Annotated in this window: 23 protein-coding genes; 10 read left to right on the top strand and 13 right to left on the bottom strand. The window is 66.2% G+C overall.

Going from position 1 to position 26,858, the window contains the following annotated elements; all coding sequences use genetic code 11:
* The 4 genes from BJ997_RS10765 to mutM are packed head-to-tail and all read left to right on the top strand — an operon-like array spanning position 1 to position 2,443.
* Positions 1-582, top strand: a complete 582-nt coding sequence (locus tag BJ997_RS10765; RefSeq protein WP_052541930.1) for a YceD family protein — start codon at positions 1-3, stop codon at positions 580-582.
* 2 nt (positions 583-584) lie between these two features.
* Positions 585-788, top strand: coding sequence for a 50S ribosomal protein L32 (rpmF, locus tag BJ997_RS10760; RefSeq protein WP_035835133.1), 204 nt, complete (start codon positions 585-587; stop codon positions 786-788).
* 24 nt (positions 789-812) lie between these two features.
* Positions 813-1,505, top strand: coding sequence for a ribonuclease III (gene rnc, locus BJ997_RS10755; RefSeq protein ID WP_035835131.1), 693 nt, complete (start codon positions 813-815; stop codon positions 1,503-1,505).
* A gap of 14 nt (positions 1,506-1,519) precedes the next feature.
* Positions 1,520-2,443, top strand: a complete 924-nt coding sequence (mutM, locus tag BJ997_RS10750) for a bifunctional DNA-formamidopyrimidine glycosylase/DNA-(apurinic or apyrimidinic site) lyase (protein WP_035835130.1) — start codon at positions 1,520-1,522, stop codon at positions 2,441-2,443.
* 7 nt (positions 2,444-2,450) lie between these two features.
* Here mutM and BJ997_RS10745 read toward each other — a convergent pair whose 3' ends face one another.
* Positions 2,451-3,458 carry a GNAT family N-acetyltransferase gene (locus BJ997_RS10745; protein WP_052541929.1) on the bottom strand — a complete coding sequence of 336 codons (1,008 nt, stop codon included), beginning with the start codon at positions 3,456-3,458 and terminating at the stop codon, positions 2,451-2,453.
* Between the two features lie 221 nt (positions 3,459-3,679).
* On the opposite strand from BJ997_RS10745, the gene smc reads away from it, so the two are divergent.
* Both smc and BJ997_RS10735 read left to right on the top strand, forming a co-directional pair.
* Positions 3,680-7,249, top strand: coding sequence for a chromosome segregation protein SMC (gene smc, locus BJ997_RS10740; protein ID WP_035835173.1), 3,570 nt, complete (start codon positions 3,680-3,682; stop codon positions 7,247-7,249).
* 47 nt (positions 7,250-7,296) lie between these two features.
* Positions 7,297-7,872: a HutD/Ves family protein gene (locus tag BJ997_RS10735; protein WP_035835127.1), complete on the top strand. Its 576-nt coding sequence runs from the start codon at positions 7,297-7,299 to the stop codon at positions 7,870-7,872.
* Between the two features lie 14 nt (positions 7,873-7,886).
* Here the strand turns inward: BJ997_RS10735 and BJ997_RS10730 are convergent, their stop codons facing one another.
* The 11 genes from BJ997_RS10730 to BJ997_RS10680 all read right to left on the bottom strand — a co-directional run bounded on the left by BJ997_RS10730 (position 7,887) and on the right by BJ997_RS10680 (position 19,225).
* Positions 7,887-8,849, bottom strand: a complete 963-nt coding sequence (locus BJ997_RS10730) for an NAD(P)/FAD-dependent oxidoreductase (RefSeq protein ID WP_035835126.1) — start codon at positions 8,847-8,849, stop codon at positions 7,887-7,889.
* A complete protein-coding gene (gene fdxA, locus BJ997_RS10725) occupies positions 8,842-9,171 on the bottom strand; it encodes a ferredoxin (protein ID WP_035835125.1) in 330 nt (109 codons plus the stop codon). Before fdxA ends, BJ997_RS10730 begins: the two co-directional genes overlap by 8 nt.
* Complete coding sequence (locus BJ997_RS10720; RefSeq protein WP_035835123.1) at positions 9,168-10,565, bottom strand: FAD-dependent oxidoreductase; 1,398 nt, start codon at positions 10,563-10,565, stop codon at positions 9,168-9,170. The genes fdxA and BJ997_RS10720 overlap by 4 nt, the downstream gene beginning before the upstream one ends.
* A 45-nt stretch (positions 10,566-10,610) precedes the next feature.
* A complete protein-coding gene (locus tag BJ997_RS10715) occupies positions 10,611-11,528 on the bottom strand; it encodes an ABC transporter permease (RefSeq protein WP_052541928.1) in 918 nt (305 codons plus the stop codon).
* On the bottom strand, positions 11,518-12,300 hold the full coding sequence (locus BJ997_RS10710) for an ABC transporter ATP-binding protein (protein WP_236628755.1): 783 nt from the start codon (positions 12,298-12,300) through the stop codon (positions 11,518-11,520). The genes BJ997_RS10715 and BJ997_RS10710 overlap by 11 nt, the downstream gene beginning before the upstream one ends.
* A gap of 23 nt (positions 12,301-12,323) precedes the next feature.
* A complete protein-coding gene (locus tag BJ997_RS10705; protein WP_084141026.1) occupies positions 12,324-13,766 on the bottom strand; it encodes a sulfate adenylyltransferase subunit 1 in 1,443 nt (480 codons plus the stop codon).
* A gap of 4 nt (positions 13,767-13,770) precedes the next feature.
* A complete protein-coding gene (locus BJ997_RS10700; protein WP_035835121.1) occupies positions 13,771-14,826 on the bottom strand; it encodes an ABC transporter substrate-binding protein in 1,056 nt (351 codons plus the stop codon).
* On the bottom strand, positions 14,826-15,752 hold the full coding sequence (gene cysD / locus BJ997_RS10695) for a sulfate adenylyltransferase subunit CysD (protein WP_035835119.1): 927 nt from the start codon (positions 15,750-15,752) through the stop codon (positions 14,826-14,828). Before cysD ends, BJ997_RS10700 begins: the two co-directional genes overlap by 1 nt.
* A complete protein-coding gene (locus BJ997_RS10690; RefSeq protein WP_084141025.1) occupies positions 15,749-16,573 on the bottom strand; it encodes a phosphoadenylyl-sulfate reductase in 825 nt (274 codons plus the stop codon). Before BJ997_RS10690 ends, cysD begins: the two co-directional genes overlap by 4 nt.
* The gene (locus BJ997_RS10685) at positions 16,537-18,243 is read right to left on the bottom strand and encodes a nitrite/sulfite reductase (protein WP_084141024.1); all 1,707 of its coding nucleotides are present in this window, start codon (positions 18,241-18,243) and stop codon (positions 16,537-16,539) included. Before BJ997_RS10685 ends, BJ997_RS10690 begins: the two co-directional genes overlap by 37 nt.
* A gap of 271 nt (positions 18,244-18,514) precedes the next feature.
* Entirely contained in the window at positions 18,515-19,225 is a 711-nt protein-coding gene (locus tag BJ997_RS10680; RefSeq protein ID WP_035835116.1) for a sirohydrochlorin chelatase, read from the bottom strand.
* 257 nt (positions 19,226-19,482) lie between these two features.
* Here BJ997_RS10680 and BJ997_RS10675 point away from each other — a divergent pair, with 257 nt between their 5' ends.
* From BJ997_RS10675 to BJ997_RS10665, 3 genes are all read left to right on the top strand, one after another.
* Positions 19,483-23,034 (top strand): glycosyl hydrolase, encoded by a 3,552-nt coding sequence (locus tag BJ997_RS10675; protein WP_084141023.1) that lies wholly within the window; start codon positions 19,483-19,485, stop codon positions 23,032-23,034.
* Positions 23,035-23,262: 228 nt separating this feature from the next.
* Positions 23,263-24,138 (top strand): signal recognition particle-docking protein FtsY, encoded by an 876-nt coding sequence (gene ftsY, locus BJ997_RS10670; protein ID WP_035835115.1) that lies wholly within the window; start codon positions 23,263-23,265, stop codon positions 24,136-24,138.
* A gap of 42 nt (positions 24,139-24,180) precedes the next feature.
* Complete coding sequence (locus tag BJ997_RS10665) at positions 24,181-24,684, top strand: DUF2004 domain-containing protein (RefSeq protein ID WP_035835114.1); 504 nt, start codon at positions 24,181-24,183, stop codon at positions 24,682-24,684.
* 145 nt (positions 24,685-24,829) lie between these two features.
* Here BJ997_RS10665 and BJ997_RS10660 read toward each other — a convergent pair whose 3' ends face one another.
* Entirely contained in the window at positions 24,830-25,141 is a 312-nt protein-coding gene (locus BJ997_RS10660) for a putative quinol monooxygenase (protein WP_035835113.1), read from the bottom strand.
* Positions 25,142-25,237: 96 nt separating this feature from the next.
* On the opposite strand from BJ997_RS10660, the gene ffh reads away from it, so the two are divergent.
* Positions 25,238-26,827 carry a signal recognition particle protein gene (gene ffh, locus BJ997_RS10655; RefSeq protein ID WP_035835111.1) on the top strand — a complete coding sequence of 530 codons (1,590 nt, stop codon included), beginning with the start codon at positions 25,238-25,240 and terminating at the stop codon, positions 26,825-26,827.
* The last annotated feature ends 31 nt before the right edge of the window (positions 26,828-26,858 follow it).

Raw genomic sequence — 26,858 nt, 5'->3', positions numbered from 1 at the left:
ATGGGGCTGGTGACCAAGTTCAAAAAGACGCCGTACACGGTAGACGTACGAGACCTCATCAATCGCCCGGGCACCATGCACGAGCGTCACCTCGACATTGTCGTACCCGAAGACCTCGGTGCGGGCCTCGTAGCGGTCAAAACGGGCTCGACGCTCGCCACGGATCTTCGCCTCGAAGCCATGCACGAAGGCATCCTGGCGACCATCACGGTCGTGGGCACGGCCTCTGGAGAGTGCGGGCGATGCCTGCGCGACATCGAATTCCGCGTCCGAGTCGAGTTTGCCGAGCTTTTCGGCTATCCTCAGGATGAAGCTTTTGAGTTTGAGATTGTCGACGACCATATCGACATTGAATCTCTCGTCAGGGACGCAGTGGTTATGTCACTGCCGTTCCAGCCACTATGTCGGCGTGACTGTGCGGGTCTTGATAGTGAGACCGGCGAGTTGCTGACTGAATCACCGGAACTCGAACCGACAGAGGCGCGTGATCCCCGGTGGTCTGCGCTTGCGGGATTCCAAGCTTCCACAGACATCAGCACGGATGACGACATCCATGCTGAAACGCATAGAGAAGAGAAGTAGTCATGGCAGTTCCGAAGCGCAAGCAGTCGCGATCCAACACCCACTCCCGTCGTTCGCAGTGGAAGGCCACCGCGCCCACCCTGGTGAAGACCATGGAAAACGGCAAGGTCACCTACAGCCTTCCCCACCGCGCGAAGGTCGTCACCGACTCCGCCGGCACCGCCCTGTTCATGGAATACAAGGGTCGCAAGGTCGCCGACGTTTAATCCCCTACTGGAACTCGTCGCATCATGACGAACCCGGAAGCCGAGCGGTCGCCCCTCGTGGCGACCCTCGGCGTAGAACTTGATGCAGGACTGCTTGAGTTGGCGCTGACGCACCGCTCATTCGCCTACGAAAATGGTGCCATCCCCACGAACGAACGCCTGGAATTTCTGGGCGACTCGATTTTGGGGCAGGCCGTCACGGTCATGCTGTATCGCACGTACCCGCACCTCGACGAGGGTGACCTGGCCAAGCGCCGGGCCAGCCTCGTGTCGAGCGCAGCCTTGGCGGAAATTGCTCGGGGCCTCGGGCTTGGCGAATACGTGCGGCTGGGCCGGGGCGAGATCCTCACCGGCGGCAACGACAAATCGTCCATTCTGGCTGACACCGTCGAAGCGCTCATCGGTGCGGTGTACTTGGACCGTGGCGGAGATGTCGCCACGGCCTTCGTGTTGAGACTCATGGAACCGTTCATGGCGGATCCCGACCACTTCGGGGTATTGATGGACCCCAAGACCAGTCTGCAGGAGCTCGCTGCGACACGCAGCGTGGGCGCTCCGGTGTACTCGGTGACGGAGAGCGGTCCCGACCACGCTAAGACTTTCGTGGCCACGGTGACACTGACCGGTTCGGTGTCGGCCCACGGTGACGGCACGAGCAAGAAATACGCCGAAATGGCTGCCGCCCGCGCGGCCTTCGCTCTGCTCTCCGCCGGCTGAGGCGGACTTTCGGTATGCCCGAACTTCCCGAAGTCGAGGTGGTGCGCGCCGGCGTCGAACCCGCCGTCGCGGGAGCGGTCGTTTCGGGCGTCGAAATCTTCGACGCACGCTCCCTGCGTCGGCACGATGCCGCCGCAGGTGACTTCACCGACCTCCTCGTGGGCCACCGTATTCTGGGCGCCGTGCGACGCGGCAAGTTTCTCTGGCTGCCGCTCGACAACGGGCGTGCTCTCGTGATCCACCTCGGGATGAGCGGTCAGGTGCTCCTGCGGGACCCAGGGACCGCGGACGACCGCCACCTGCGCATCCGCTTGGCAGTGGATCGAACGGCCGTGGATCGAACGGGTCCCAGTGAGTTGTGGCTCAACTTCGTGGACCAACGGGTCTTCGGCAGCATGGCCGTCGATACCATGAAGCCAACAGTTGACGGCTTCGCCGCCGGATATTCGGGGCAGGGCCGGGGGGAATGGACTGCACTGTTGCCATCGCAGGTTGCTCACATCGCGCGCGACCCCATTGACCCGGCTTTCTCAGACGAGACGTTCCTCGCCGGCCTCAGCCGCAGGAAGACCGGAATCAAACGGGCCTTGCTCGACCAGACTCTCATCAGCGGAATCGGTAACATCTACGCCGATGAGGCGCTGTTCGCGGCCCGATTGCACTACGCACAGCCCACAGCGTCCCTCAACGGGGCACAGGGTGACTCTCTGCTTGCGGCCCTGCGCTCCATCCTGCGCCGTGCGCTCGTCGAAGGAGGCACGAGTTTCGACGCCCAGTATGTGAATGTGAACGGGCAGGCCGGCTATTTTGCGCACAGTCTTGAGGTATACGGTCGGCAGGGCGCGCCGTGCTCCCGGTGTGGGACCGTTCTCGTGCGGCACTCGTTCATGAACCGCGGCAGTCACTTCTGCCCTGCCTGCCAGGTTGTCTTCGCCTAGGCAGCGGCTACTTTTCGATGCGCTTCCAGGCGCCCTCGTAACCGATCGGACCGAAACCGATGGCCTCATTGACGTCGAGCATGTGTCGGTTCTCCTCGGCGTTGAACGTGATCACCGACGGATGCCCAGGGTGCAGCCGGGCGAGTTGCTGCAGGTTGGCAATTTTCAGCAGCATGCCCAGGCGGTGCCCCCTGTGTTCGCGAAGAACGAGGGTGTCTTCCTGCGCAACGGGCCTGTCGACCTCTGTCGGAACCGACAGCTGGGTGAAACCGGCCAGACGGCCGGTGGGTGCGTGCACGACGACCGCGGTGAGTATGGTGCGTGGACCGGTCGCCGCGAGGTTCTCCACGGTTTGGAGCCGCTCGATCGTGTAGACATCCTCGGGTTCCTCCAGGCCGGCGGTCGGGGCATCCGTGCTCATTCGGGTATGCAGGAGCGCCATGTCTCTGAGCCAACGCGACGGTGTCGGGCCGCTCCAAAACTGAAGGCTGTAGTCGGTGCCCGCGACGGGCGCGCAATCCACCAGTAGTCGGGCCAAATCCGTGACGTCGACGGGCAGGGCCAAGCGGCTACCGCGTTCCACCTGTTCTAACGCGTACCCCCGCCTCAGCAGAAATCGGACTTCGGGGTTGGCCAGCGGCACGGAGCCAAACCCCGTCGGGCTCGGTAGCCGGTCGCCGGGGCCCTCACGCGATACGGCATAGGTGACCTGAGTGTGTCGGTGCTCGTCACGGGCAAGTGATTCGAGGCGGTCGGCAAGTGCTGTGCCCAGGCCGCGACGACGAAACTCGGGCAATACCTGCACGGTCAGCCACGCAAAGGGAACGTTGGGGTCGAGCAGGGTCTCGTAAACTGCTCGCGCCACGACTGCACCATCCACCCGGGCGGCAAACAGACGCATGGGTTCGTGCGCCTGATTGAGCCAGATCGGCAGCACCTCTTCTGCTGAGAAGTTGAGTTCGGTCGTGTCGTAGCCTTCGGTTTCGACGGCGTTGCGTACGGCTGTCGCTGCCACGAAGTCGGGCCAGCCGGGCGTGCCGAGGGCGGGCGGAATGGTGAGTTCGTCGATCGAGGTGTGGTGGGCCGTCCTACCGCCGACAGTAGCCCGACCCGTTTGCGTGCGGAAGACCGTGCGCAGCCTAACGGTATGTGTCGGTGGAGTCGAGTACCGTTAATCCTCAGGAGAACGTGCTGCCGAGACGGCTGTGCGTGCGCACCAAGCGGAAAGGTGAGAACGTGTACTTGAAAAGCCTCACCCTCAAGGGTTTCAAGTCGTTCGCGCAGTCCACCACGTTTGCGTTCGAGCCCGGAGTCACGTGTGTCGTGGGGCCGAACGGTTCGGGAAAGTCCAATGTCGTCGACGCCCTCGCCTGGGTGATGGGTGAGCAGGGCGTTAAGACCCTTCGCGGCGGAAAGATGGAAGACGTGATCTTCGCCGGCACGTCGACGAGGGGCCCGCTCGGCCGGGCGGCCGTCATCCTCACGATCGACAACTCAGACGGTGCCCTCCCCATCGACTATTCTGAGGTCACCATCTCTCGCACTCTCTTTCGCAATGGCGCAAGCGAGTATGCGATCAACGGCCGTAACTGCCGCCTCCTCGATGTGCAGGAACTCCTCAGCGACTCTGGCCTCGGCCGTGAGATGCACGTCATCGTGGGCCAGGGCCAACTCGATGCCGTCTTGCGGGCCAGTCCAGAGGAACGACGTGGATTCATCGAAGAGGCTGCCGGAATACTCAAGCACCGCAGGCGCAAGGAAAAGACCCTGCGCAAGCTTGAGGGCATGCAGACCAACCTCACCCGGTTGAGCGATCTCGCCGGTGAAATTCGCCGCCAGCTGAAGCCGCTCGGCCGGCAGGCCGAGATAGCCCGGGAGGCACAGTCGATCGCGGCAGTCTTGCGTGACGCTCGCGCCCGGCTGCTCGCCGACGAGGTCGTCACGCTGCGCACTGCGCTCGACCGGCACGGCCGAACAGAGAGCGAACGTCACTCCGAGCGCCTCGTGCTGCAGGAACAGCTTTCACACACCGAGCAGCGAGTGCAACGCCTGGAGGCCGCGCAGGTCGGCGATGAGGTCGACCGTGCCCGGCGCACGAGCTTCGGATTGGAGTCGGCGCAGGAACGCTTGCGCGGGCTGTTCACCCTCGCGAATCAGCGGCTCGCACTGCTCGGCTCCCAGTCCGAGTCCACCCACACCGGCCCGAGCGTGACGTCCGCCGACGTCGAGTCTGCGGAAGCCGACACCGCCCGACTTCGCGACAAGATCGAGGCAGCGGACGCCGCGTGGGACGCCGCGCGGGCCGCGAGCGCCGGCGCTCGCGGCCGCCTGGATGCCGCTAACGACGAGGTCGCTGCCCAAGCCGTGCTCGTTTCAGGGCATGACCTTGAGATCTCGAAGCTCACGGGTCGAAGTGAGGCCGCGGCTTCCCGTCTGGCCGCGGTGCGCGGCGAAGTGCTGCGGCAGCAGAACGCTCGCAATGCGGCAGCAGAACGCCGTGTGCAGGCGGAGGCACTCCTCGCCGAGACTGAGGCGGCTCAGGACCCTGCAGCCGAGGGTGGCACAACCGATGGCGGCGACGTCGCCGGGGCGAGCGCTGACGGGCCAGCGCATGCCGAGCGGTTCGAGCTGGCGCAGGCTGCCGTTCGGGCCACCCAGGCTGAGGTTGAGCGGCTTCGCGACGAGCTTCACACGCACGAGCGTGAACGTGACACCCAGGAGGCCCGACGTGGTGCATTCTCGCTCGCGCTCGACCAAAAAGACGGCTCGTCGGCGCTCGTGCGAGCGCGACTCGCCGGAATCCGGGGCGGCGTCGCCGAGCACGTTCGAGTACTCCCTGGTTTCGAGGCCGCGATCGCCGCGTCCCTCGGGTCCCTTACCGATGCGGTTCTGGCCGATGACAGGGCCTCGGCTTATGACGCCATCGTGCGGGCGACCACGGATGACCTGGGCCGGGTGGCGTTGGTCGTTGCCGGTCCAGCCGGCGGCTCCGAGAACGCGCCGATAATCGAACAGCTCCCGCCCGGAGTCGTGCAGGCTTCGTCTGTCGTCGACGCCCCCTGGGGCGTTCTTCGTCTTCTGGAGAACAGACTCATCGCCGACGACCTCGAGACCGCTCACACCGTGAGCCTTGAGACCGGCGCCACAGTGATCACGAAGGCTGGCGAGGTGCTGTCAGCCTGGGTGCTCCAGGGGGGCACCGGTGCCGCTCGCAGCACGCTGGAGTTGGTGGCCGAACGGGACACAGCGGCCGAGAAACTCACCGCCGTCACGTCGCTCGTGGAAAAGACTCGATTCGACCTCGCGGAGCAACGGACTCTCCTGACGGCCTTCCAGGACCAGACTGCAGCCGCTCGCACCGCCTTGCGGGCGCACGAGGCAGAGCAGACCCGCCAGGTCGACCGCGTGAACCGAGCAACCGTGCAGGTCGAGGCCAGTCGCGCCGATCTCGAGCGCCTGCAGAAGGCACTCGATCTCGCGACGAACGCCGTGGTCGAGGTCGAAACGACTGCGGCGGCCGCTGCCGCCGATCTCGCGGCGGCACGATCACGCGCACGCCCGTTGCTCGACGTCACGGCACGGGACGCCGTGAACCAGGAACTCGAATCTCTGCGGGAAACCGAAGTGGAGGCCAGGCTGCGGGTCGACACCGCCCGGGAACGCGTACGATCGAGCGAGTCCCGGGCCCGGTCGCTCGCCCGCCAGCTGGAGGCGGATCAGGCTGCAGCCGACAAGGCAGCGAGGCTGGCGGTCATTCGTCGCCGCCAGATAGACGCAGCTTCCGGCGTCGCCGAGCAACTTCCCGCAGTGCTTGCGGCGGTTGAACGTTCTTTGAGCGAGGCCAGGCGGTGCCTCACGGCCGCAGAGGCGGAACGCACGAGCCAGAGTGCAGAGCTGCAGAAGCTGCGTCAGGGGGAGAGCGCACTACGCGATCGTCTCCAGGCCGTGACCGAGAACGTGCACGGCCTTGAGCTGCAGATCTACGAGAAGAAGCTTCAGCTCACCGGGCTGCTTGAGCGAGCGGGCAGCGAGCTCGGCCTGGTCGAGACCGTTCTCGTGGCCGAGTACGGGCCGGCGGAACTCATCCCGCCCGACCCGACGGCAGGGGGTGATGGCGAGGCAGCTGCGATGCCCTTCGAGCGCGAGCAACAGCAGCGTCGATTCATCGCAGCCGAGCGCAAGCTCGCCCAATTGGGTCGGGTGAATCCGCTCGCGCTTGAGGAGTTCGCAGCACTTGAGCAACGCCATAAATTTCTCACCGAGCAGCTCACCGACCTCACAAACACCCGCACCGACCTGCTCACGATCATCGAGGAGATCGACGGCAAGATGCAGACGATCTTCGCTGACGCCTTCGACGACACCAGGGCCGCCTTCGCGGAGGTGTTCCCGGTGCTCTTTCCCGGGGGGAGCGGCAGCATCTGGCTCACCGACCCGGATGCCCTGCTCACCACCGGAATCGAGGTCTCGGTCAAGCCCGCCGGCAAGAAGATCGAACGTCTTTCCCTGCTGTCAGGCGGAGAACGCTCCCTCGCTGCCGTGGCCCTGCTCATCGCCATCTTCAAGGCACGACCGAGCCCGTTCTACATCATGGACGAGGTGGAAGCCGCCCTCGATGACGCGAACCTCGGCCGCCTGCTCACGATCTTCGAAGACCTGCGCGAAAGCAGCCAGCTCATTGTCATCACTCATCAAAAGCGCACCATGGAGATAGCGGATGCCCTCTACGGTGTGTCGATGCGACAGGACGGCGTCTCGGCCGTCGTCGGCCAGCGCGTGGGACGTGAGACCGTGGCCGTCGTTTGACCCGTGGGGAGCACCGCCCGCAATCGCAGTAGCGTAGCGTTCATCCCATGGAGATCATTCGGTATCGAGACCTCAAGCCAGCTTCGTGGCGCAACGGGGGCGGCAGCACACGGGAGGTCGCGTCCTTCCCCATCGGGGCGCCGGACTTCGACTGGCGTATCAGCATCGCCGACGTGGACGCGGCCGGAGATTTCTCGGCATTTCCGGGCGTCGACCGCATACTGACCCTGATCGACGGAGACCTCCTCGTGCTCACCGTGGACGGTGTCGAGCATGCCATGGAGAGGTACCGTCCCTTCAGGTTTTCCGGAGACAGCGCCACGAGCTGCATGCTGCCGGTCGGCGCGACCCGCGACCTAAACGTGATGTCACGACGCAGTGCTGTTAAGGCCTACCTGTCGATCGTTGAGCTGTCCAAAACACGGGCGCATCCCATTTTCGCTGACCAGTTCGGTATTCTGCTGCAGGGCAACGCCGTCGTGGCGAGCGGTGCCGGTGACAGCACAGAACTCGGAACTCTCGACGCTGTTCGGGGAGACGAACCCGCCCCAGAGGTGCTCGGCCGGGGATTTCTGGCCGTGGTCACGCTCGAACCGCTCGAACCGACGACAGAATTGGCCTGACCGTTCGAGCGGGCTCAGCCGGCGGCCACACCGAGCAGGTCGTGGGTGATGCTGGCGGCCGAGCGGGCACCCGCTCCCGCCGCCACGATGAGCTGTTGCGGCCCCGGAGCCGTCACGTCTCCGGCCGCATACATGCCAGGCAGGCTCGTACGGCCGTCACGATCTGTGATGAGGTGGCCCGAGCCGTCGATGTCGAGGTTCAGGGAGGCCAGAAAATCCACAATGGGGTGCCAGACCGGACGCACGAATCCACCGGTCACGGCCACGCGTTCCCCGCCCCGCAGCCGCACTGCCGTGAGCTGTCCGCGATCACCTTCAAGTTCGTCAATGGCGCGTCGCTCCACCCGGATGCCGCGATCGCCGAGGTCAGTCTCCTCGTTAGGTGTCAGGCGAGCAACGCCGTTCGTGAACACCGTCACCTGAGGACTCCACTGCGCCACGAGCAGGGCGCGGCGGAACAGGTCATCAGTTTCGCCGATCAGCGCGAGCGGACGGCTACCCATCTCGTAGCCATCGCAGGCAACGCAGCTGAACAAGCTCATGCCATAGAAGCCTCGGAGTCCCGGCACATCGGGCAGGGTCTCGCGCAGTCCGGTCGCCACGAGCACAGTGCGGCTGCGCACACTGCGAGAGAGTGAGGGAGTGCGCCCCGTGATCCGCGTGACGAAGCGTAGGGCCGGGGCGTCGGCATCCGCTTCGACGTCGATGGAGGCCACCGAGCACCGCTGCAGCACCTCTGCCTCGGGATAGCGTTCAACTTCTTCACGGGCGAGCCGGCGCAGTTCGTGCGGTGGCACGCCGTCGCGGGTGAGAAAACCGTGCGACACCAGGGTGGCGGCGTGCCTCGGACGGTCGCTGTCGACGACGAGCACGCGCATGCGGGCTCGCGTCAGGTTGAGGGCCGCGGAAAGCCCGGCCGGGCCGGCTCCGATCACGACGCAGTCGTAGCGCTCCTCGCTCCGGACGTCGTCATTCACCGGCCACGCCCTGGGGCGGCAGCACGGAGATGACCGGGTGGTCCTTGGCGAGCACGCCCACCTTGGCGGCTCCGCCCGGGGAGCCGATGTCGTCGAAGAATTCGACGTTGGCCTTGTAGTAGTCGGCCCACTGCTCGGGCAGGTCGTCTTCGTAGTAGATGGCCTCGACCGGGCAGACCGGTTCGCAGGCGCCGCAGTCGACGCACTCGTCGGGGTGGATGTAGAGCGAGCGCTCGCCCTCGTAGATGCAATCGACCGGGCACTCATCGATGCAGGCACGGTCTTTCACGTCGACGCACGGCAGCGCGATCACATACGTCACGAGAGCACCGTGACGCCCGCGCGTGAGATGGCGGCCTGCTCGTCGCGGTCGACGACCTTCACCCGCTCGCGCAGCGCACTGTGCGACTCGCCGAGGGCCCTTTCGTGGGCGTCGAGCACCAGCCAGCCGGGCCAGGTCGTGAAGCGGATGCCGCGATCCGTCAGCAGGGTAAGGATCGCGTCGTCGTCCCCCTCGGATTCTGCCGTGGGTGCCGAGAGCCCCGGCGCGTCGTCGACGAGCCGGGTGATTGTCTCGAGTGCATCGCCTTTGGTGTGGCCGATCAGGCCCACGGGACCGCGCTTGATCCACCCCGTGGCATACACGCCGGTGATGGCCGAGCCGTCGGCAGCGAGCACGCGCCCACCGTCGTTGGGGATGACGCCGCGTGCGTCATCGAAGGGCAGTCCGGGCAGGCGGCTGCCGTGGTAGCCGACGGCGCGGTACACGGCCTGCACTGGATAGTCCATGATCACGCCGGTGCCGCGAACACCACCGTCGCCGGAGGGAGTGGTGCGCTCGAACCGCATGCCCTCGACGCGGCCGTCTCCGTAGATCTCGACCGGGGCATGCAGGAAGTGCAGGTGCAGGCGGCGCGAGGCGCCGGTGGGCGCCACGGTGAGCCAGCCCTGCAGCGTGCGCGTCATCACCCGCACCTGGTTGTTCGAAGTGGCGAGCGCGAGGGTGTGCTCGTCGAAGACGAAGTCTTCCTCGTAAACGATCACGTCGACGTCGGGCACCTGCGCGAGTTCGCGCAGCTCGATCGGCGTGAACTTCACCTCGGCGGGCCCGCGGCGGCCGAAGACGTGCACGTCGGTCACGGGAGAGCCCGCCAGCCCGGCATATACGTTGTCGGGAATATCAGTGCTGAGCAGGTCTTCAGGGTGCTTCACGAGCACGCGCGCCACGTCGAGGGCTACGTTGCCGTTGCCGATCACGGCCACGTCGGTGGCATCGAGGGGCCAGCTGCGGGCAACATCGGGGTGCCCGTCGTACCAGGACACGAAGTCGGCCGCGCCGTACGATCCGGGCAGGTCGATTCCCGGCACGGCGAGCGGGGCGTCGCGGATGGCCCCGGTCGCGAAGATCACGGCGTGGTAGCGAGCCTGCAGGTCGGCGAGGCTCAGGTCGACGCCGTAGGCGACATTGCCGATGAAGCGGATGTTGCCGGTATCGAGCATCTCGTGCAGGGAATTCACGATGCCCTTAATGCGCGGGTGATCCGGTGCCACGCCATAGCGGATCAGGCCGTAGGGCGCGGGCAGGGAGTCGAACAGGTCAATGGCCACCTCGCCGCCGGCGTCGCGTACGGCGTTGTTGAGAATGTTGCCGGCGTAGATTCCGGCTGGTCCGGCGCCGATGATGGCCACGCGCAGGGCAGAGGGAGAGGGGGTCATGACACGCCTTTCAGGATGAAACAGAAGAAAAGGGAATGCGCGGGGTCAGCGCAGGCCAGCGGCCATGAGACCGCGGCGACGCAGAAGGCGACGCTCAATCGGAGCGAAGATAACGAGCTCCACCAGGATGCCGACGAACAGAATCACCAGGATCGTGGCGAGCACGCCGGAGAGGTCGGCGAGCTCGCGGCTCTGGTGCAGCATGGAACCGAGACCGAAGCCGATGTCCCCGCCGATCACGATGATCTCGGCGGCCATCAGTGAACGCCACGCGAAGGCCCAGCCCTGTTTCAGACCTGAGAAATAGCCGGGCAGCGCGGCTGGTAGCACCACGAGGGTGGCCATCTCGAAGCGCGAGGCGCCCAGCACCGTGCCGACGCGTCGCAGCTGCGGCGGAATCTGGTCGACGCCGGAGACGAGCCCGTTGGCGATCGAGGGTACGGCGCCCATCAGTATGACGAAGTACACCGTGGCGTCGGTGAGGCCGAACCAGATGATCGCGGCGGGTACCCAGGCGACAGAGGGGAGCACCTGTAGGCCGGACAACAGCGGGCCGACCGCCCGTCGTACCGGACGGCATTCGGCTAGCAGCAGCCCCAATGGGGTGCCGATGGCGACCGCGATCAGAAAGCCGAGGCCACCGCGCTCGAGGCTCGTGGCCACCGCGACCTGCAGGCGGTCACTGTCCCAGGCGCTGATCAGGGCGCCGAACACGTCCGCGGGCCCGGGAATGAGGTCGGGTCGGGGTCGGGCGATCAGAATGTAGACCTGCCAGGTCGCGACCAGCGCGAGGAGAAGCAGAATCGGCGGTATGACACCATCCAGGGTGCGGCGAAAGGCGCCGCGGGGCGTTTCGGGCACGGCCTGCAGAGAGTCCAGGCCCGCTTCCAGGCGCCGCAGTTCGTCGTGGCCGGGGTCGGAGATGCGCGGTTCAGCATCGTTGATTCGGGCGTTAAGCGGCATTGCGGCGGATCTCCTCTCGCAGCTGGTCGGTTATTTCGTCACCCAGGCGGGCGACCTCGGGGGATTCGATGCGGCGTGACCCGGTTTCGTCGATGGTCCACTCGTTCACGATTCGGCCCGGGCGAGACGACATCAGCAGGATGCGTTGGCCCAGCCGGGCGGCCTCCCTCACGTTGTGGGTGACGAAGACGATGGTGCGGCCGGTCTGGCGCCAAACCCGTTCGAGTTCCTCGTGCAGAAGGTCGCGGGTGATGGCGTCGAGGGCTGCGAAGGGTTCGTCCATGAGCAGCACCTTGCGGTCCTGAGCGAGCGAACGCGCCAGTGCCACCCGCTGCCGCATGCCGCCCGAGAGCTCGTGCGGGCGTTTGTCGGCTGCATCGGCCAGGTTGACCAGGTCAAGGAGTTCGAGCGCGGCGGCACGGCGGTCCTTGCGCGGAACCCCGCGCAGTTTCAGGGCGAGCTCCACGTTGCGGCCGGCTGTCAGCCAGGGAAAGAGCGCTGCATCCTGGAACATGACGGCGGCCTTGCCGCTTGCCACGGTGACGGCGCCCTCTGTCGGCTTCTCCAGGCCGGCAATGATGTTCAGCAACGTGGACTTGCCGCATCCGCTTGCCCCGAGCAGGCAGACGAACTGGCCCGCCTCGATGGTCAGGGTGATGCCGTCGAGCACGAGCGGACCAGTGCCGTACCGCTTACCGAGACCATCAATGGTGATCGCGCTCGACTGAGTGTTCGGCTCCCCGGCCCGCGACGCGTGCACAGGGGCGGTCACGACCGACGTACTTCCGGGGGAGGTCACGGTGACACGTCCGAGCCGGCGCCCGAACCGTCGCCGGCGCGGGTGGGCTCACCGGGGGCGGTGACGATTCCGGCCGCGAGGGTTGCGCCGTCCTGCGGATGAATCACCAGGAACGCGCCGGAGCGGCGGTTGTGCGCGTAGGGTTCCACTGGCAGATCACGAGAGAGGCGGATGCTGGCCTGCCCGATGTCGTTCACGGCCAGGCCGGTGGCCGGTTCCACGCCCAGCGTCGTGAGGTCGAGCCGGCCGGTGACCTCGCTGATCAGGGCTTGCACCACCGTCGTGCCGAACTTCACGAGTACGCGGGCGCCCGGGGCGAGCGGGCGTGGGTCGAGCCAGAACAGGTCGGCTTCGAGGGTGCGAGTGACCGGCGGCAGGGTATCGACGGCAGCGATCACGGCGCCCCGGGCAATGTCGAGGTCATCGGCCAGTCGCAGGGCGATGGACTGCGGTGCGAAGGCCTCCTCGAGGGCGACCCCGGCAAAGTCGATTCCGGTGACTGTGCTGGTGCCGCCGCCGGGCTCGACGCTCACGGTATCGCCGACCTTGATGCTGCCGCTCGCGACCTGCCCGGCATAGGCCCGGTAGTCGCGGTAGGCATCGGAGAGTTCGGGGGCAACCACCACCGCGCCCTGAGGGCGCAGGACGAGTTGAACCGGCAGGCGGAACGCCTCTGTGGCGCGTCCGGACTCGTCGAGGTCATCGATCACCGTGAGGGTTTCGAGAAGCTCCAGCAGACTCGGCCCGGCATACCAGGGGGTGCGCTTCGAGCGGTCAACGACATTGTCGCCGATCAGAGCCGAAACGGGAATGACGTGCACCTCGGCACGCGAGTCAGAACCGAGGCCGAGTTCGGCCGTGACCAGGCGAACGCTCGTCTCTACGTCGCGGTACGCGGCCTCGTCGTACCCCAGCAGGTCGATCTTGTTGACAGCGACGATCACGTGCGGCACGCGAAGCAGGGCGACGACACTGAGATGCCGGCGTGTCTGCTCCAGCACACCTTTGCGGGCATCGATGAGCATAATGACGGCGTCCGCTGTGGTGGCGCCGGTGACCATGTTGCGGGTGTACTGCACGTGGCCGGGGCAATCGGCGAGAATGAACGAGCGGGCGGGCGTTGCGAAGTAGCGGTAGGCCACGTCGATGGTGATGCCCTGCTCGCGTTCGGCGCGCAGGCCGTCGGTCAGCAGGGCGAAGTCGATGCCGCCGCTCTCGCCGCCGAAGCCGCGCTCGGTTGACGTGCGGGTGACGGCCTCAAGCTGATCGGCGAGGATCGCCTTCGAGTCGTGCAGCAGCCGGCCCACCAGGGTGGACTTGCCGTCGTCGACCGAGCCTGCCGTCGCAAAGCGAAACAGGGTGCCTTCGGGGGCAGCGACGGCTGCTGCGGTGGCGCTCACTTCGGCGGCGCTGCCCTGGGTGTCAATGGTAAGAGTCATGTGATTACTCCGTTCCGAGTCCGGCGGCCGAAACGGGCGCGCCGTGCGCTGCGGCGAGAATGCCGTTGAGCTGGGTCAGGTCGAACAGGCCATTAAGGTCGCCGTCTTTCGCGATGCCTGCGGCGACCGCCTTCTGCAGCGAAACCTCAAAAGTGCCGGCCAGGGGGTCATTGGTGAAGTGCAAGCCGCCGAGAGCTCTGTCGATGACGGCGTCGGAGAGCGGTTTTCCGGTATCTGCGGCCAGCTTTTTGTTGATCACGCCCGCGGCCTCGGCCGTGTTCTCGTTCAGCCAGGCGACGGAGGCCGTGTGCCCTTCCAGGAGCGCCCGCACCGTTTCCGGGTGGTCGCGGTTGAAATCGGCGCCGACGAGCAACACGGTGGTGGGAAACTCGCCGTTGGGCCAGAGGTCCGCCTCTTCGACGAGCACGTGCGCATCCGCTTCCAGGACCAGACGCGACACCCACGGTTCGGGCAGCCAGGCGCCGTCGATCTGCCCGCTCTGCAGCAGGGTGAGCGCGCGGGCGGTGTCGGTCGGTGTGACAGTCACGTCGCCGCCGCCGGTCGTACTGGTTGCGTACCCCTCGTCCTCGAGCCAGGAGCGCAGGGCGACGTCCTGCGTGTTGCCGAGCTGCGGGGAGGCAAGGGTCGTGCCGGCGAGGTCGGCGGGGGAGTCGATGCCGTCGCGCACGACCAGGGCGGCGCCGCCGATGGTGGCACCCGCCACGATCACTGCGCTCTGCCCCTTGCTCTGCACAAAGGTGTTCACGGCCGGGCTCGGACCGACGTACGCGGCATCGATCGCGCCTGCGCTGAGCGCCTCGATGGCGGCCGGGCCCGCGCCGAAGGCCTGGGCGTTCAGGGCGGTCTCACCGAGGGCATCGGCAAAGATTCCTTGCTGAATGCCGACCAGGGCCGGGGCCTGGGTCAGGTTGTCAAAGTAGCCGAGACGCAGTTCGTCGGCCGGTCCGGTCGCGCCTCCGGCGGAGGCCGCACCGGAGCATCCGCTCAGGAGGAGAGTTGCGGCCAAGGCGACGCCGACAGCAGAGAGGGGCGCGCGCATCAGAAGTAGCCTTCCTTCTTGCGGTCTTCCATGGCGGCCTCCGAGATGCGGTCGTCGGCCCGAGTGGCGCCACGTTCCGTGATGGTACTGACGCCGACCTCACGCACGACATCGGCGACGGATGCCGCCGCCGAGGCGACTGCGCCGGTGCAGCTCATATCGCCCACGGTGCGGTACCGCACCGTTCGCGTCTCGACGGTTTCATCGGTGCGTGGCAGGCTGACCGGGCTGACGGCACGCCACATGTTGTCGCGGCGGTAGACCTCACGCTCGTGCGCGTAGTACAACGGGGGGAGCGCGATGTTTTCGCGTTCGATGTAGCGCCAGACGTTGAGTTCGGTCCAATTGCTGATCGGGAAGGCGCGCACGTGCTGGCCGACTGTGTGTCGGCCGTTGTACAGGTTCCATAGTTCGGGGCGCTGGTTGCGCGGGTCCCACTGGCCGAATTCGTCGCGCAGGGAGAGGATGCGCTCCTTGGCGCGGGCCTTGTCCTCGTCGCGTCGGGCGCCCCCGAAGACAGCGTCGTGCCGACCGGCCGCGATCGCATCGAGCAGCGGCAGGGTCTGCAGCGGGTTGCGGGTGCCGTCGGCGCGTTCGGCAAGACGGCCGTCGGCGATGTAATCCTCGACCCTGGCGACCGTGAGGCGCACTCCGTGCGCGGCAACGGTCTTGTCGCGAAACTCGAGCACCTCAGGGAAGTTGTGGCCGGTGTCGACGTGTAGCAGTGAGAACGGAATCTTGCCCGGCCAGAACGCCTTCGCGGCGAGGTGCAGCACCACAACCGAGTCTTTGCCGCCACTGAACAGCAGCACAGGGCGTTCGAACTCCGAGACGACCTCACGAATGATGTGGATCGCCTCACTCTCGAGCACGTCGAGCTCGGAGAGACGGTGTGAAGTTGGTGGTGAAACAATCTCAGTCGTCATAGGTGGAGCCCGCATTCTGTCTTCTCGAGGGTGGCCCAGCGGCCGGAACGCGGATCGGCGCCCGCCGCGACGGGTTTCGTGCAGGGGGCGCAACCGATGGAGGGGTATCCCTGCGACAGAAGCACATTGACCGGCACGTGCTGCAGGGTGGCGTAGTCGATCAGCTCGTCGTAGGTCCACGCCGCGACAGGGTTCACTTTCACGAGGCCGTTGCGTTCGTCCCACGTGATGAGCGGAGTGTTGGCGCGGGTCGGTGCTTCATCGCGGCGCACACCCGTGAACCAGAGTTCGTACCCCCCGAGGGATCGTTGCAGCGGCTCGACCTTGCGCATCGCGCAGCAGAGGTTCGGGTCGCGGGCGAACAGTTCGGCGCCGTGTTTCGTGTCCTGCTCGGGAACGCTTGTCAGCGGCAGCACATCGACGATGGTGACATCCAGGGCCGCGGCGACAGCGTCGCGCGTTTCGTAGGTCTCGGCGAAGTGGTAGCCGGTATCCAGGAAGAGTACGTCAACCCCGGGCAGCTGTTTCGCCACGAGGGCGGGGAGAACAGCGTCGGCCATAGAGCAGGCCACGGCGACGGAGTCGGCGCGGAAATTGCGAGCAACCCAGGCCACGACCTCGTCGGCGGTGGCCTCGTGGTCGAGGGCGCCGAGTTCGGCAGTTCCCTGTTCGGCGAGGGCGTGCAGAACGGATGCAGGGCGGCGCTCTGGCAGCGCGCGAGTCGGGGGAATCACGGTCGCGGCACGTGCGGTGATGCTGGTTGCGTTGATATTCACTGCGGGGCTCACTGCAGTGCTCCTTCCTCGGCGCGGTGTGACCATTCGGCGAAGGTCTCGTTGATGGTGCGGTCGGCGAGGAACCGGAGCACGATACGCTCCACGTAGTCGGCGAGGTCGTCGGCCGTGACCTTGAGGCCGCGCACGGTGCGGCCGAGTCCGGCCTCGTCGCGGTTCGGCGAGGCGAGCCCTCCGCCGAGGTGCACCTGGAATCCGGGGGTCTGGCCGCCGTTGCCGTCGGGCAGCAGCTGTCCTTTCAGGCCGATGTCCGCGGTCTGGATGCGCGCGCAGGAGTTGGGGCATCCGTTGACGTGCAGGCTGATCGGCTGGGGCACGTCGATGCCGGCGAGCCGTGTCTCGAGTGAGGCGATGGCATCCGTTGCGGTCTGCTTGGTTTCCACGATCGCGAGTTTGCAGAATTCGATGCCGGTGCAGGCGATCGTCGAGCGGCGGAACAGGCTGGGACGGGCGGCGAGCCCGAGCTTGTCGAGGGCTGTGATGAGCTCTTCGACGTGCTCTTCGGCAATATCCAGTAGCACGAGCTTCTGGTGCGGGGTGGTGCGCAGGCGGTACGAACCGTGCGCTTCGAGCAGGTCGGCGAGGCCGGTGAGCAGCGGGCCGGCGACGCGGCCCACGAGGGGGGCGACACCGATGTAGAAGCGGCCGTCCTTCTGCTTGTGCACGCCCACGTGGTCGCCCTGCGCGGTGGGGCGGGGGGCGGCCGGGCCGTCGGCGAGGGCGTAACCCAGGTACTCGTCTTCAAGAACACGGCGGAACTTCTCGGTTCCCCATTCGTTCAGCAGAAATTTGAGGCGTGCCTTGCCGCGCAGGCGCCGGTAGCCGTAATCGCGGAAGATGGACACGACGCCGCGCCACACCTCGGTGACCTGGCCCGGCGCCACGAAGGCACCGAGGCGTTCGGCGAGCCGGGGCGTGGTGGAGAGGGCGCCGCCCACCCAGAGGTCGTAACCCACGCCGAGGTCGGGGTGCTCGACGGCGACGAGGCCGATGTCGTTGATCTCGTGCACGACGTCCTGGCTGGGGTGGCCGGTGATCGCGGTCTTGAACTTGCGGGGCAGGTTCGCGAACTCGTCGGTGCCCAGAAACTTGTGCGCGATGTCTGCGATGGCGTCGGTCGGGTCGATGAGCTCGTCAGCGGCGATGCCGGCCACCGGAGAGCCGAGGAACACGCGCGGCACGTCGCCGCACGCCTGGGTGGTCTCCAGTCCCACGGCTTCGAGGCGCCTCCAAATTTCGGGCATGTCCTCGATGCGGATCCAGTGGAACTGCACGTTCTGACGGTCCGTGAGGTCGGCGGTGTCGCGGCCGAAGTCGCGGGAGATATTGCCGATCACGCGCAGTTGCTCTGTGGTGAGCTGCCCGCCGTCGATGCGCACGCGCAACATGAAATAGCGGTCTTCCAGCTCGTGCGGCTCAAGAGTGGCCGTCTTGCCGCCGTCGATGCCCGGTTTGCGCTGGGTGTACAGGCCCCACCAGCGGAACCGGCCGTGGAGGTCGGTGCCGTCGATGGAATCGAAGCCCTCTTTCGAGTAGATCCGTTCGATGCGTTCCCGTACGGCGATGCCGTTGTCGACCTGCTTCCACTTTTCGTTGCCGTTGAGCGGGGTCGTGCCGTCCACAAGCCACTGGCCGTTCGGCCGCGATGCCGGGCGCGGGGGACGCGCCGGGGTGGTTTCCGTCACGCTCTGCGACACGGTGGCTCCTCTCCATGGGCGAGCCCGGATACACCGAAAACACCCTTTTGCGATAGAAGAAAGCTACCGAGAGCGCGGCGGGCCCGCCACGGCCGCGGTCACGCCCTGTCACGCAAGGTAGCGCGGCGTCACACAGCGGTGCGGGCCGTCGCCCGGGCGTAAGGTGAAGCCCTCGCCTGTTGCCGAAAGAGGAGTGCTGGCGGGGCGAGGTCGGATTCCGAGCCGAATCGGAAGTCCTCCTCCAGCGCTGCCACTCAGACCGCACTGGCTTTCAGACTGCGCTGAGATACCGGCTGATCACCACGTCGACAAGAAATTGCGATGCCGGTTCGTCGGGCACGAGTAACGGACGAGTCGTGACATCCGCCCCGGCCTTCTCGACCAGTCCCTGAAAGTACCCCGGTGCCAGCAGGTAACTGCTCACCACGATTCGGCGCCCAGGGTTTTCGATCCTCGTCCGTGTGACCGTACAGGCCAGCGGCGGTCGGGCGGCGGAGAGGAACCCGAGGGCGATGGGACGACCGGATGCCGCGGCGAGCCCTTCGGCCACGACCCGGCAGTCTGCTACGGCTCTGATGTCACTTGACCCTGCCACCGCCAGCACGACGACGTCGTCCGCGGCGAGACCGGATTCGTCGAGTCTGTGCCGCAGCAGGGCGATCAATCGGTCGTCGGGGCCGAGAGCGGGACCGAGCACGACCGGTCGTTCGGTCTCGGCGGCCACGGCATCCGTGAGGTCGACGTGCACGTGGTATCCGGCGGAGAGTAGCAGCGGCACCACGACGGCCGGAAGGCGCGGTTCCAGCGCTGCCAGGGTTTCGGGGGTGTCCGGATGCTGCACGTCCACGAATCCCAGAGCCACGGTCAGCTCCGGTCGCGCGGCCGCGACCGCGCGCATCAGGCCGGCCACCGCCGTGCGGCCGTCCGAGGAGGACGTGCCGTGAGCGATGCCGACGAGCGCGGGGGAAGGGTGAACCGTCACCCCTCCATTCTGCCGGGTCGGGCCGCACGTGTGACCGAATATGTCGCCCCGTCTGCCTCTGTCGGCTCATGGTGCGAGGTTTACCGAAATCCACCGCTGTCAGAAGCGAATTGAGAGCGCTCTCACAATCTGCTTGCGCTTTCCTCGTTCGGGCCTCTAGGGTTCAAGAGAGCGCTCTCATTGGCCTGCACGTAGGACAGTGGAACGCACGCCTCCGGTGTCGCAATGCGGCGGCCCGGTTAGCGCAAGGGGACCAGATGAGTACCAGCGATCACGTCAGCGCACCACTGCACAGCCGGGGGAGGCGAAAAGGGCGCAAGTCCGGGACCCGACACCTGGCCGTCATGACCGCGGCAGCCGTGCTTCTGAGCGGTCTCGGCGCGGCCGGTGTGGCCCACGCCGAGACCATGCCGGTGGGAGCAGGCAGCTACACGACGGATGCCGTCGGACCCGCTCCCGAGGGCTGCGATCCTCTCGCGACGAACGCCCGCGCGTTCCTCACCGACACCGCCCCGGAAGGAGCGGTGCCGACCAACGACTGGTGGTCGTCGCTCGTCTTCAAGAAGTACAACTGCGCCTACAGCGAGCCGTTGCACGCCCACCCGTCCTCCTACCTCCCGCAGGCGTCAGGCCTCGGTTTCTCCACCACCCGCGACCCGGTCATGTCCGGCACACCGGGTGGTGTCGGTGAATTCCACTATCCCTATGCCGAGGACGTTGTGGTCGGCATCGCCGGTCTCAACGCGCCCGTGGTCAACGTCGCCGACTGGAGCGACTGGACTGTCACTCCATCCTGGAGTGACGGCACCCGCACGATGACCGCCACCATCGGCCACGGCCTACCGTTCAGCTGGTTCGACATCGACGGCGGCGACGCGGTCGTGTCCGCCGGTTCCGATCTGCGCGTGTGGCTGAAGGATGGCGAGCAGATCGGCTTCTCGTCCGGCGGCGCCGACTACATCGCCTATGCGCCCACCGGGTCCACCTGGTCGGTGACCGGCACGACTCTCACGAGCGACCTCGGCGGCAAGGGCTATCTGTCCGTCGCCACCCTGCCGACCTCTCCCGCCGACACCGATGCGGCACGCACCGCCGTCGTGGATGCCTACGCTCCCTATGCGTACGCCAAGGTAGTCGGCACGCGCGCCGACTACGACTACAACGAGGCCACGAGTCTGGTGCGCACCACTTACTCCGCCGAGACGACACCGATAGAGGGAACCAACGAGGGCACCGTGCTCGCGCTGTATCCACATCAGAGCGTTTACCTCGACGGCGTGACGGGTGATGGTCCCACCCCGGGTGTCACGTCTGACCTCACCTATGTCTCCGCCCGGGGTGACATGATCACGCTCGTCGGTGCCACGTCCTTCACGACGGCCACCCCGTTCACTGGCGTGCTGCCCGAGATTCCCTCGGTCGCAACGGCAACAGGTGACGCGAATGCCCGTCTGGACGCGCTGCTCGACCAGGTTGCAGCGGACCCGATGGCCATGGTGAAGGACGACACGTATTGGACAGGCAAGGCGCTCGGACGAGCCGCTCGGATCGTTGAGATCGCCGATCAGCTCGACCGCACTGCCGTGCGCGATACTGCGCTGGCCCAGATCAGGGACACGCTCTCCAACTGGTTCACGGCCTCGCCGGGCGAGACCGCACAACTGTTCGCCTACAACGAGAACTGGGGCACCCTGATCGGCTACCCGGCGTCGTACGGTTCCGACAAAGAGCTCAACGATCACCACTTCCACTACGGCTACTTCGTCGTCGCCGCGGCGACACTGGCGAGATTCGACCCCGCCTGGGCTTCACAGGCGGCGTACGGCGGCATGGTCGACGAGCTGATCGCGGACGCAAACAACTTCGACCGAACAGAAAAGCGTTACCCATACCTTCGGGACTTCGACATCTACGCCGGTCACGACTGGGCTTCCGGTCACGGTGCCTTCGGCGCCGGCAACAACCAGGAGTCGAGCTCCGAGGGGCAGAACTTCGCCAACGGCCTGATCCAGTGGGGAACCGCGACCGGGGACACCGCCACGCGCGACGCCGGCATCTACCTCTACGCCACGCAGACCGCCGCGATTCAGCAGTACTGGTTCGACGAATCCGGCGCCATGCCGGATTCATTCGGGCACAGCACCGCGGGAATGATCTGGGGTGACGGGGGCACGTACTCGACCTGGTTCAGCGCGGAGGCCGAGATGATCCAGGGCATCAACACTCTGCCGATCACGGGCGGGCATCTATACCTGGGACTGCGACCCACCGATGTCGTCGAGAACTACAGCGAGATGGTTGACGTCAACGGCGGGAATCCGACGGTGTGGCAGGACATCCTCTGGTCGTACCTTGCGCTCGGCGACGGTCCGGCGGCACTCGCGAAGCTCGACAACGACCGTGAGTACCCCGTGGAGGAGGGCGAGAGTCGGGCGCACACCTACCACTGGATCGCCAACCTGGCGGCCCTGGGAACTCTGGACACGGCTGTGCAGGCCGATAATCCGATGGCAGCGGTGTTCACCAAGGATGGCGCTAAGACCTACGTGGCCAGCAATATCACCCAGGCGCCGATCAAGGTGACCTTCACCGACGGCTCCGTGCTCGATGTCCCCACGGGCAAGACGGTGACGTCCGGCGCGCAGGTGTGGAGCGGCGGCGGAGCCCCGAGCGGTACCGAGGTGCCGCCAACGGAGCCGCCGACTCCTCCGGCGGCAACCCAGACAGACCTGTTCCTCACGAACAAGGGCTCCCTGGCAACCCAGGCCGGCACGGCCGAGACCGCAACACTCGCCCCCCGGTCTGGCCCCGACGCCGTCGGTGACCCTTCCACTGGCCTGGTTCTCACCGCCAAGAACCTGACCGGCACGTTTGCAGGAAGCCGCACCGCGTTCGATATTGGGATCGACACCCTGGGCGTCGGCAACGGAACTCGGCTCAGGGTCTCCTACGATCTGACGGGAGATGGCACCTTCGATCGGATCGAGAAGTTTAACTACTTCCCAACCGATCCGGTGCCCGGCTACGAGCGGTACACCACGGACGCTGCCTTTGACAGCGTCGAGGGCGAATTCGGCGCACTGGTCGGCGGAACAGTGAAAGTCGAACTGTGGAACGTGCTCGGCACAGCGCCGTCGACGGTCGACCTCGCGACATCAGTCGTGAAGGTTCCGTTCGCCAATCTCTCCGTGACGGACCCGGGTACAGACCCAGGACCGGACCCCGAGCCCACTGTGGTTCCAGGTTCCCCGACCGAGGTATCACTCACGCCAGTGAACGGCACCACGATTGGTGCGGACTGGGAGGCGCCGTCCGCTGCGGGTACCAGCCCCGTCTCCGACTACAGGGTGCAGTATCGAGTCGCCGGGACCCAGGAGTGGACGAGATTCTTCGACAACGTGACGGCCACCCCCGGTGCCACGATCACCGGACTCACCCCGGCTACGCAGTATCAGGTGCGGGTCCGAGCGACATCAGCGTCGGGGCTCGGCGCCTACTCCACGCCGGTCGAAGCGTCGACAGCCTCACCGCCCTCCGCGCCCCGCGGAGCTGTCGTCAAGGTGCTGGGCAAGTCGGTACAGGTGAATTGGACGGCACCCATCACTGATGGCGGTTTCCCGATCACCGATTACGTGATCAAGACGTCCGCCGACGGAACGCACTGGACCACGGTGGGCGACGGTGTGAGCACCGCCACGAGCGTGAAGATCGCCGGGTTGACGGGTAAGACCGACTACACGATCCGAATCGCCGCGGTCACCGACATCGGTACGGGAGCCTGGCTGACGACGCGGGCAACCACCAGGTAGCGCAGGAGGGAGGTCCCCGCACCGATGGTGGTGCGGGGGCCTTCCTGCATGGTTCCCGGTGCTCGTTCGCTGTGCCCGCAAGGGGCCGTGGACCCGCTCGTGTCGGGCGGCAGTGCACCCCGGCCCGGACCTCCTCTGAGCGGTCACGGTTGCGAACGTCGATCGGGAGCTCGGTAGTCATGCGGCAGCTGCACGGTACCGGGGCCGTCCGCGCCCTAGGCTAGAGGTATGGCAGAACGCACCCCCTGGTCACTTTCCGGCGCTCTGCGCGGCATGTTCGCGAAGAAAACGATCGACGGCGAGACCTGGGAAGACCTCGAAGACGCCCTGATCAAGGCCGACTTTGGACCAAACGTCACCGAGGTCGTCGTGGCGGAGTTGCGCGCAAAGGTGGCCAAATACAACACGACGGACCCCAAAGACCTGCAGCGGATGCTGCGGGAAGGCATCGAGGAACGGCTGTCCCTCCTCGACTCCACGCTTACCCTGAGCGAACGCCCGGCAGTCGTGCTCGTCGTGGGAGTCAACGGCGTGGGCAAGACCACGACCATCGGCAAGTTCGCCAAGTTCCTGAACACCTACGGGCGAAGCGTGATCGTGGGCGCGGCCGATACCTTCCGGGCCGGGGCTGTGGACCAGCTCGCCACGTGGGCAGAGCGCGCCGGGGCGCAGATCGTGAAGCCGCAGATGGTCGGGCAGGATCCAGCATCCGTTGCCTTTCAGACCGTGGAGAAGGCCAAGAACGAGGGCATCGAAATTGTCATCATTGACACCGCCGGACGCCTACACACCAAGGGCGGGCTGATGGACGAGCTCACTAAGATTCGCCGGGTGGTCGAAAAGCAGGCGCCGATCGCCGAGGTGCTCCTCGTGCTCGACGCCACAACGGGGCAGAATGGGCTCGCGCAGGCGGAGGCCTTCATCCAGCACGCCGGGGTAACGGGACTCGTGCTCACAAAGCTCGACGGCTCGGCCCGCGGGGGTTTCGTGCTCGCCGTGCAGGAGCGCACCGGAATCCCGATCAAGCTCGTGGGGCAGGGCGAGGGCATCAACGACCTCACCGGCTTCACCCCGCACGTCTTCGCCCAGAAACTCATCGGCTGACCGATGGCCCAGACCATTCACGAATTCTAGAAAGAGGACGACATGACCATGGAGCACGATTTCTTCGGGATTCTCGGCAGCGACGACGCCGGCGAGGTCTACTGGTCGGAGACAGCTGAACTCGGCGACCAGGACATCGAGATCGACCTCAGCTCGCCCGACGAGGACTCGGTCACGAGCGAGGCCCTCGACATTGCCGCTGCGATGATCAACAACATCGAAGACCTCGATTCGGCCGCCCGCGAGTCTCTCGTGGCCGAGCTCACCACGAAGGCCACCCCCACCTCGACCTACATCGACCAGCACGTAGAAGAGATGGACCCGGAGGCGCTCGCCGATGCCATCATCTGGGACTCCGGCGACCAGCAGATCGACTTCCTGCGCTCGCTGCGCCTGCAGCGCGTCGGATTCCACCCGCACCACACCGGCGGCGACGAGCACTTCGCCCTGCTCGAGTACTCCATCAGCCCCGACGACACCGACTCGCTGCTCATCGTCGCGATCGACATCAACGGCGACACGGTGCAGATCTCGATCGAAAACTAGCTATCTCACGACTGCGAAGGGGCCGCACCGCGGTTCGTGCGCCCTAAACCTGCTCGTGCGGCACCTCGTGCGCCCTAAACCTGCACGCGCGGCCGCGATACCGGCCGCGCGTGCAGCTTTTGCCAGCACGAGGTGGGACGTGGCGCTACTGGATGGTGCCGAGAAGCGGGTCGCCGAGTGGCACGTTCGCGACGATCGTCACCTCGGGCGGTGCGGTGAGTGCGTCGCCCATCAACCGGTTGAGTTTGGCCATCGCGGCACCGGTCGCGTGGGCGGCGAGATCGTCGGGCGTGCTCCAGCGTTCCACCATGATCAGCGTGGCCTGGTCCGTGTGCAGAGCGTACAGTTCGCAGCCCTCTTCCTGGTGTACGAGAGGCGAGGCGCCGGCAAATGCGTCGAGGGCATCCTGAACGCGACCGGGCTTCGGGACAAGGGTGGCGATAACGACAACGGACATGCAATCTCCTGACAGGCGTTGATCACGATTGGGGGCTGCATGACAGCATGCCACGCTGATTCGGGAGAGCCCGCCATCCCGTAAACTGAATGCATCATGGCTACTTTTGGAAACCTCTCAGATCGCCTGGCCGAGACGTTCAAGAATCTCCGCACCAAGGGCAAGCTCAGTGCAGCGGATGTTGACGGCACGGTTCGCGAAATTCGGCGCGCGCTCCTCGACGCCGACGTTGCCCTCGAGGTCGTCAAAGACTTCACCGGACGCGTGCGCGAGCGTGCCCTCGGTGACGAGGTCAACAAGGCGCTCAACCCGGCACAGCAGGTCGTGCAGATCGTCAACGACGAACTCGTCACGATTCTGGGTGGCCAGCAGCGTCGCCTCGAGTTCGCGAAGAAGCCGCCGACCATCATCATGCTCGCGGGCCTGCAGGGTGCCGGTAAGACCACCCTCGCCGGCAAGCTCGCGAAGTGGCTCGCCAAAGACGGCCACACTCCAGTGCTCGTGGCCGCCGACCTCCAGCGCCCCAACGCCGTCACCCAGCTCGAGGTCGTCGCCAAGCAGGCCGGCGTCGCCGTTTACGCACCGCAGCCCGGCAACGGGGTGGGTGACCCGGTCAAGGTCGCCCGCGACGGCGTCAAGTTCGCCCAGCAGAAGCTTCATGACGTGGTCATCATCGACACGGCAGGACGCCTCGGTGTCGACGCCGAAATGATGAAGCAGGCAGCCGACATCCGTCGTGCCACCGATCCCGACGAAGTGCTCTTCGTGATCGACGCGATGATCGGCCAGGACGCCGTCGCCACGGCGAAGGCTTTCCAGGACGGCGTCGATTTCACCGGCGTCGTGCTGACCAAGCTCGACGGTGACGCCCGCGGTGGCGCGGCTCTGTCGGTGGCCTCACTTACCGGCCGACCGATCATGTTCGCGTCCACCGGCGAGGGTCTTGACGACTTCGAACCGTTCCACCCCGACCGCATGGCCGGCCGCATCCTCGACCTCGGTGACATCCTCACCCTCATCGAGCAGGCGCAGGGCGCCTTCGACGAAGACGAGGCGCGCAAGGTCGCCGAGAAATTCGCGACAGACACCTTCACCCTCGACGACTTCCTCGGCCAGATGCAGCAGCTGCGCAACATGGGCTCGATCAAGAAGATGATGAGCATGCTCCCCGGAGCCGGCGCCATGAAGCAGCAGCTCGAGAATTTCGACGAGCGCGAGATCGTGCGCACCGAGGCCATCATCCAGTCCATGACCAAGGTCGAACGCACCACGCCGAAGCTCCTCAACGGGTCTCGGCGCCTCCGCATCGCCAAGGGCTCGGGGTCCACAGTCACCGAGGTCAACCAGCTCGTACAGCGCTTCGAGCAGGCCGCCAAGATGATGAAGACCGTCGCCAAGGGCGGCATGCCCAACATTCCCGGCATGGGCCCGATCCCGGGCGCCGGCTACGGCGGCAAGGCCAAGGTGCAGCAGAAGAAGAAGGGCTCGAAGTCTGGTAACCCGGCCAAGCGCGCCGCAGAGAACGCCGCCTTGGCAGCTCTGGCCGCGGGGGAGAAGCCCGCGATCGAGGCCTCGTCCGGCGGTGGGTCCGGGTTCGGGCTCGGCGGCGCACAGCCTGGAAAGGGCAAGGCCGGCGGACCGAGCGAGGAAGAAATGGCCGCCCTGCAGAAGATGTTGGGGCGCTAAACTCGACCGCACAAGCAGCTCCGCCCCCGCT

The sequence above is a fragment of the Cryobacterium roopkundense genome (assembly GCF_014200405.1).
Taxonomy (GTDB): Bacteria; Actinomycetota; Actinomycetes; order Actinomycetales; family Microbacteriaceae; genus Cryobacterium; species Cryobacterium roopkundense.
The sequence above is the reverse complement of the archived record's forward strand: the minus strand, read 5'-3'. Positions and strand labels throughout refer to the sequence as shown.

What these genes read in the sequence shown, in the direction of transcription:
- BJ997_RS10765 (WP_052541930.1), top strand. Translation starts at nt 1, where the DNA reads ATGGGGCTGGTGACCAAGTTCAAAAAGACGCCGTACACGGTAGACGTA.
- rpmF (WP_035835133.1), top strand. Translation starts at nt 585, where the DNA reads ATGGCAGTTCCGAAGCGCAAGCAGTCGCGATCCAACACCCACTCCCGT.
- rnc (WP_035835131.1), top strand. Translation starts at nt 813, where the DNA reads ATGACGAACCCGGAAGCCGAGCGGTCGCCCCTCGTGGCGACCCTCGGC.
- mutM (WP_035835130.1), top strand. Translation starts at nt 1,520, where the DNA reads ATGCCCGAACTTCCCGAAGTCGAGGTGGTGCGCGCCGGCGTCGAACCC.
- BJ997_RS10735 (WP_035835127.1), top strand. Translation starts at nt 7,297, where the DNA reads ATGGAGATCATTCGGTATCGAGACCTCAAGCCAGCTTCGTGGCGCAAC.
- BJ997_RS10720 (WP_035835123.1), bottom strand. Translation starts at nt 10,565, where the DNA reads ATGACCCCCTCTCCCTCTGCCCTGCGCGTGGCCATCATCGGCGCCGGA.
- BJ997_RS10715 (WP_052541928.1), bottom strand. Translation starts at nt 11,528, where the DNA reads ATGCCGCTTAACGCCCGAATCAACGATGCTGAACCGCGCATCTCCGAC.
- BJ997_RS10705 (WP_084141026.1), bottom strand. Translation starts at nt 13,766, where the DNA reads ATGACTCTTACCATTGACACCCAGGGCAGCGCCGCCGAAGTGAGCGCC.
- BJ997_RS10700 (WP_035835121.1), bottom strand. Translation starts at nt 14,826, where the DNA reads ATGCGCGCGCCCCTCTCTGCTGTCGGCGTCGCCTTGGCCGCAACTCTC.
- cysD (WP_035835119.1), bottom strand. Translation starts at nt 15,752, where the DNA reads ATGACGACTGAGATTGTTTCACCACCAACTTCACACCGTCTCTCCGAG.
- BJ997_RS10690 (WP_084141025.1), bottom strand. Translation starts at nt 16,573, where the DNA reads ATGGTCACACCGCGCCGAGGAAGGAGCACTGCAGTGAGCCCCGCAGTG.
- BJ997_RS10675 (WP_084141023.1), top strand. Translation starts at nt 19,483, where the DNA reads ATGAGTACCAGCGATCACGTCAGCGCACCACTGCACAGCCGGGGGAGG.
- ftsY (WP_035835115.1), top strand. Translation starts at nt 23,263, where the DNA reads ATGGCAGAACGCACCCCCTGGTCACTTTCCGGCGCTCTGCGCGGCATG.
- BJ997_RS10665 (WP_035835114.1), top strand. Translation starts at nt 24,181, where the DNA reads ATGACCATGGAGCACGATTTCTTCGGGATTCTCGGCAGCGACGACGCC.
- BJ997_RS10660 (WP_035835113.1), bottom strand. Translation starts at nt 25,141, where the DNA reads ATGTCCGTTGTCGTTATCGCCACCCTTGTCCCGAAGCCCGGTCGCGTT.
- ffh (WP_035835111.1), top strand. Translation starts at nt 25,238, where the DNA reads ATGGCTACTTTTGGAAACCTCTCAGATCGCCTGGCCGAGACGTTCAAG.